Here is a 6036-nt window from a genome sequence, read left to right as displayed (position 1 = left end):
CTTTCGGACTTTGTTGGAAGACCTGGGGACAATTTGCTTGAATACAGTGGAATGTACGATTAGGGAGGGAAGTTATCGTTTTTCTAAGATAACTCGACCGACCCAACTGCAACAAAAAGCGTTAGATTTATTGGGAGTTTCCCTGATTTGTACCCAGTAACGGGGCGGCGGAAATTCTTTTAATCCCTCCTACAGCACAGGTTATGGCTTTTTGTCAACGGGGAAGTCCAGTTATTGGAGTTTTACGAGTAGAAACAGCTTGAATTATCTTTAATTTTTCTAGTTCATCGCTCTCTAGAGGTATACCTAAATTTTCGACATTAACTGGCTCAGAATTAACTGCTATATCGACAATTTCTGGGTGAGGAATTTGATAGGTCTTACATACCTGATAATGTTCCCGTAAAGCTTGACCATTACTGCCGTGTTCTAATCCTTGCAGATTTAAATAATACAAGCCCAAAATCTCGGGAATTAAGGACATTTTTGCTCCTTGGCTAGCAATTCTTAACCAAAATTCATAATCGCCCGCACAGCGAAAATCCTCTTGAAAATAACCGTATCGATCGTGAAGTGATTTGCGCCACATCGGTTGAGAACCTACACAACATCTCTGCCGCAGCTCTTGATAGGAATAATCAGGCCAATTCCAGCGTTTTAAAGCTGAGGTAGTGGCAAAAGTATCATTCTTAATGGTTGTAATTAATTGATCGCCATAAACTAAACTAATCTCGCGATGTTGGTCGAGATAACTAGCCATAATTTCTAGGGCATTGAAACAGCGACGATCATCGGTGTTAGCATTGGTTAGATAACGTCCCCGCGCTTGTTTAATGCCGCGATTCCAAGCTTGATAAAGGGTTTCTCTTGCCTCCGTCCGCTGATAAATAATTCTCGGATATTTTTGTTGAAACTCTAGGACTATTTCCCGTTCATTTTCGGGGGAAGCACTATCGATAACAATAATTTCTAATTCTCCCTTTTGATAAAGGGTTTGTGTAACTAAATCCTCTAGACATCCTCGGATAAATTCGGCTGATTTATAAGTAGAAACAATAGCAGAGACTGTTATTTTTTCCATAGATGGGCTAGATTTTAAACTATAATTCATCGGATTATCTTGAAGGGGTTCCACACCTTGAAAAACCTTGTTAATCAGGGGTATAAGATTTTAAGATTCTATATTCGATCGAGGGAATTGTCAAGCGATTATCATTAGCTTGTCTAGAATAAGTAGAGACAATTGCAGAGACTGTTATTTTCTCCATTGATAGGCTAGATTTTAAGCTGTGATTCATCGGGTTATCTTGAAGGGGTTCCACACCTTGAAAAACCTAGTTAATCAGGGTTGTAAGATTTTAAGACTGGCCAAACGAGAAGCAATCAGTTTCAAGTGATCGCTTCTAGATCGATTGTTAACCACGGGTGTCGTTCGAGGATTTCCTCGGTAACAGAGCGCGCTCTTGACTTCGTGTGGGCCTGTAGGAGCGATTTCGGGTGAACCCGATAGCGGGCGAGGATTTCTGGCACTAAAACCCCTTGAAAATCCTGTTCGACGAATTTACACCAGAGATCGAAATCCTCCCAGCCGTAGAGCCACATATAGGAATAGCCATTCACCGCCTCTAGCGCGGTTCTCCGAATCAGGGCCATATTATCGATATAATTGCCACGGGCAAGAATTTCCGCGCTCCAGTTCTGATTTCCCAAAATTCCCGTTTCCGCCCCGAATTTCTCGATCAGGGGATAAACCATCTCGGCCCCGGTATCTTCTATCACTTCTAAACACCGTTCGAGACATCGGGGGTAGAGGGTATTATCGGCATCGAGAGAGAAAATAAACGGGGTATCCGATGAGGCGATCGCCGTGTTCCGGGGGGCGGAGGGGCCGCCGCTATTGCGATCGTGTCGGACGAGTAGAATCCGCTCGAAGCGCTCGGCGTTTTTCTTCAGCCAGTCGCAGGTGATCTCGGCGGAAGCGTCACTGGAAGCGTCATCGATGATCGCCAGATCGAAGGCTTCTAGGGTCTGTTCGAGGAGCGAATCCAGCGTTTCCCGAATATAGTCCGCATAGTTATAGAGACTAACGCAGACGGTAACGCTCACTGGACGAGATCGTTTTTTTTCAAAAAGTAACGAGTGGGGATGGGTGAAGATCATTTCCGTTCCTTCTCCTGTGCCGTGTCAGTAACGCGCGCCGTTAGGGAGAGAAGCTGCGATGCGATCGCCTCTAGCGGGAAAAGTTCGATGATCGCCCGATGGCCGGCGTTCCGAATCCGTTCGGACTCTTCGCGCCCCGCGGGTGTATTCAGGAGTTCGTCGATTTTCGCTTCCATTTTTTCGGCGGGAATCTCGATATAGTGTTCGTTAGGAATCAAACCGGGGAGAGGGTAACAGGGTTCGGTGATCACGAGGGTTTTCTGCCAGAGACCGTGAAAAACGATCCGGTGCCACTCGAAATAGCTTAGATCGCTTTGGTGAATATTGAGCAGGATTTTACTCCGTTGACTTAAACCGATAACTGCCTCGGTGGTGAGGGCGTTGCCTTTTCCCGCGATCAGGGGACCGTCTAGGGGAGGAATATGGAAAAAAGCGCGGTAGCGATGAAGCCATCGGGCGTTTGTCGCAAAAAAGTCCTGTCGGCGTTGGCTAAGATAACCGATAAATAGCAGCTCGATCGGGCGATCACCCCACGGGGAATCGACGCTCTCGACAGAATGCCAACGCTCCCGCGGGACGCTTCGTAACGCAAGGAGATCGGGTTTTTCCTTCTGCCACGCGAAAGGGGCGTACCCCGGCAGATACCCCAACGGCAGGAAATACGAGGAGAGTCCGAGAGCGCGGGTGAAAACCGCCGTTTGCCAGTTAATATCGAGGACTAGCGCAGCCTGGCGCAAGAAATCGTAACTTTTGGAAAACCACGCAGTTTGGGGCTGTTCCACGTTGACCAAAATCGATCGGGTGATTCGAGATCGGTCGTTCCCGAGTGCGACCCCGTTTCCCAGATAGAAAAATTCGTGAGGTGCGACGATAATTTCCTGCGTGATGTCCGCTGGGAGGGAATCGTTTTCCGAGAGCCGGAGGGTTTTCACCCCGATCGCCGACAGACCGGCCGCGAGGATATCGGCGATCTCCCCCATGAAATAATTACCGATCGAGCTACAGGAAACGGCGATTTTTTCCTTCGTCGGGTCGGGAAAGTCTGGATTTCCCTCCAGTAAAAACCCGATTTCCCCCGATCGGTACCCGTTCAGGAACGGGTGATCGAATCGAGCGGCCGACCACGCGAAACGCCCTTCGGCCGCACCTCCCCGGCAGTAGTCGAAGAGGGGATTAATTTTCTCGCGGGCGACTCCTGGATTACGATCGAGATAGTAACGGCTATCGAAGAGCGGGTGAGGATCGCGTCCTGCGGCGACCCCGTTGACGAGATAATCCGAGAGCGGATCGACGGTTTCCCCCATCTCTTCGGGCAGTTGTTCGCGATAGAAGGCGGTTTTAAATAACGGGTGAGGGTCGAGGCCGAGACGATAGCCCTCGTTCTTGTAGTGGAGTAGGGGATTCGTATCGATCGATATCTGTTTTTTGTAATAGGTGCGATCGAAGAGGGGATGGGGATCGTATTTTCGGAAGGAGGGTTCCTGTAGGTAGTCGATCAGGGGATTCGCGTCAGTGGGATTCTGCCGGCGATAATAAGCGATATCGAAGAGGGGATGGGGATTCCGTCCAGCGATCGCTCCCCAGATCAGGAAATGGGAGAGGGGATCGATATCGCTTCCCGCGAGGTCTGGACTATTGGCGAGGTAATACTCGGTATCGAATAGCGGGTGGGGATTATAGCCTTTTTTCGCCCCGATTGTCCGATAATGAACTGGAGGCGGGAGATCAGAGGTTTTTACCTCCGGATAGCGGGCCGTGTAATAGGCGGTATCGAATAGCGGGTGAGGATCGTAGCCTTTTTTCCAGCCGACGGTGAGATAGTGAATCACGGGATCGAGATTCGAGGTGATCGTCTCGGGATAGCGGGCGGTGTAATAATCGACAGCGAAAAGCGGACTCACCGACGCGCCCTTGAACCGACCGATCAATCGATAGTGGTCGAGGGGAGCGACTCCGTCGATCTCAGGGTGGTGCTGTCGGTAGTAGTTCTCGTCGAATAGACCGCTCTTAGCGAGAATCCTGACAATTTTCCATCCCTCCAAGGGGGTGCCGAGCGCGGCTGGGGTGAGAGCCACCGCTAGATCGAGGCTTTTTCGGAACGCTTTCCGGACGGCACGGCCGCAGCTCTCGACTAAAGAGTCTCGCAGCGGGGGATCGAGGTATTTTCGCTCGATCTCGTTTTGCAGGGATTGTAATCGGGATAGAGATTCGACGGCCGATTTCCGTCGCGCGATCTGTTCTTCCTGAGTCATGGTGTGTCTGTATCGGTTCGGGATAATGTCCGCTTGCTAGGGGTTACATCGGTTTGTTATCGATCCACAATTCTCGTAGCCTCCAGAAGAAGCTCGTCTCCATCCATCGAACGATGTTCTGGGCGCTTTCCCAGCCCTCGCTGGCCTGTTGCAGTTGTATTTTCGCTTCTTCCCACGCTTTGCGGGTTCGATGGTAGCCGTCGCGGTATTTTTTTAGGAGTTCTCTCGAGCGCTCTAGTTCCACCTGTACCCGTCGCCCGTAGACCTGATACTCGATCCAGCGATCGTGAATTTCTCGCTCGCTCGCTTCAAGGTATTTTATCCGCCCGGCTAGGCGAGCGTTTTCTTCCCGCATCGTTTGAAGAGCGAAGGTATCGATGAGGGCGTTTCCCAACCGGGCGAATCGCCCTCGAATGTCCTCGCACGCGGCCAGATCTCGATCGAGGGCGAACAATATCCGCAACGGGTCGGGTAGATCGCGGCCGAAACCGAGAACCCCCAATCCGTAGCTATGGAGGAAGGAAAAACGGGGATAGCGATCGCCGAGTTCTTTCCAGAGTTTCCAAACCCCGAAATCGGATTCGCATACCTCGATATCGTGGAAGAGAACGATCGCCCGATCGGATAGTTTCCCCCGCCACATCTCGAAATCCCCTTTTACGGCTTCGTAGGTATGGAGTCCGTCAATATGGAGCAGGTCGATCGACCCGTCGGGAAAATCCTTCACCGCGTCCTCGAAACGGGAGCGGAGTAATTGCGAAAATCCTCCGTACCGGGTATCGTGATAGCCAGAGAGTTCCGAAAACACCTCTTCGCCGTAAAAACCCGCCTGCTCGTCGCCGCGCCACGTATCGATCGCCCGGCAGGTGGCGGGAATCTCTAAGCGCTGTACCGCCTGACAGAAGGCGAGGTAGGAGTTGCCGCTATGGGTTCCCAACTCGACGATCAAGCGCGGTTTCAGCGCGTCCACAAGCCAGAACGCGAAGGGAATGTGACCGAGCCAAGGATTCGGCTCGCTCAGGCGATCGGGTAGCCAGAAAACTGGCGGACTACTGAAAATAGAGAGGTCGGTCATGATATTAAGACAAAAGCGATCACGACAGGGTATCTCGCGGGTCACAGAAATTATACAACCCCCCGCCCCTTGATATCCGCTCCGATCTTTTCGGTCCCCGTTTTTCGGAACCTCCGCACCGACGAACCGTATTTTGACGAACCGTATTTTTCGGAAAATTTATTTTAAAAATCCAAAAACGAATCGAATAATCATAAAAAATTAACGTCTGTTTTTAAATAACAATACTAATTTTGTCTAAAAAACAGGAAAATGATTTTGAAATTGATTTTTGTTTCTCTATTTTGATTTTAAAACTTTAAAGTATTATTCATCCCACATTCCGCACCCTCAACTGTCACATAAGCTGTCCCCCTCCAGAGACTTGAGTAAAAATACTTAGCTGGTGAAGGTTTTCTCGGTGGCCGCTAGGGGGGTCTTGAGACCCCTAATTAGGGTCTGCTGAAAAAGTTTTTCGTGGGGACAGGGTGTGGGGTGTGGGGTGTGGGGTGTAGGGTTTTACCGATTCTCATCTGGTCAATTACCTAATTTTCAGAGAAAAAGTCCCAG

The 6036-nt window shown here is 50.1% G+C and carries 3 protein-coding genes and 1 pseudogene; all 4 read right to left on the bottom strand.

The features are described from left to right. Positions 1 to 232: 232 nt before the first annotated feature. Positions 233 to 1111 (bottom strand): annotated as a pseudogene (locus tag O9290_RS24290) (glycosyltransferase); the annotation flags it as partial. 278 nt (positions 1112 to 1389) lie between these two features. Then, a complete protein-coding gene (locus O9290_RS24285) occupies positions 1390 to 2160 on the bottom strand; it encodes a glycosyltransferase family 2 protein (RefSeq protein ID WP_002761535.1) in 771 nt (256 codons plus the stop codon). After that, the gene (locus tag O9290_RS24280) at positions 2157 to 4412 is read right to left on the bottom strand and encodes a hypothetical protein (protein ID WP_288025605.1); all 2256 of its coding nucleotides are present in this window, start codon (positions 4410 to 4412) and stop codon (positions 2157 to 2159) included. Before O9290_RS24280 ends, O9290_RS24285 begins: the two co-directional genes overlap by 4 nt. A 43-nt stretch (positions 4413 to 4455) precedes the next feature. Continuing rightward, on the bottom strand, positions 4456 to 5487 hold the full coding sequence (locus O9290_RS24275; RefSeq protein ID WP_043999301.1) for a class I SAM-dependent methyltransferase: 1032 nt from the start codon (positions 5485 to 5487) through the stop codon (positions 4456 to 4458). Positions 5488 to 6036: the final 549 nt, after the last annotated feature.

Source organism: Microcystis sp. LE19-41.2A (assembly GCF_027530405.1).
Classification (GTDB): Bacteria; Cyanobacteriota; Cyanobacteriia; order Cyanobacteriales; family Microcystaceae; genus Microcystis; species Microcystis aeruginosa.
The sequence above is the reverse complement of the archived record's forward strand: the minus strand, read 5'-3'. Positions and strand labels throughout refer to the sequence as shown.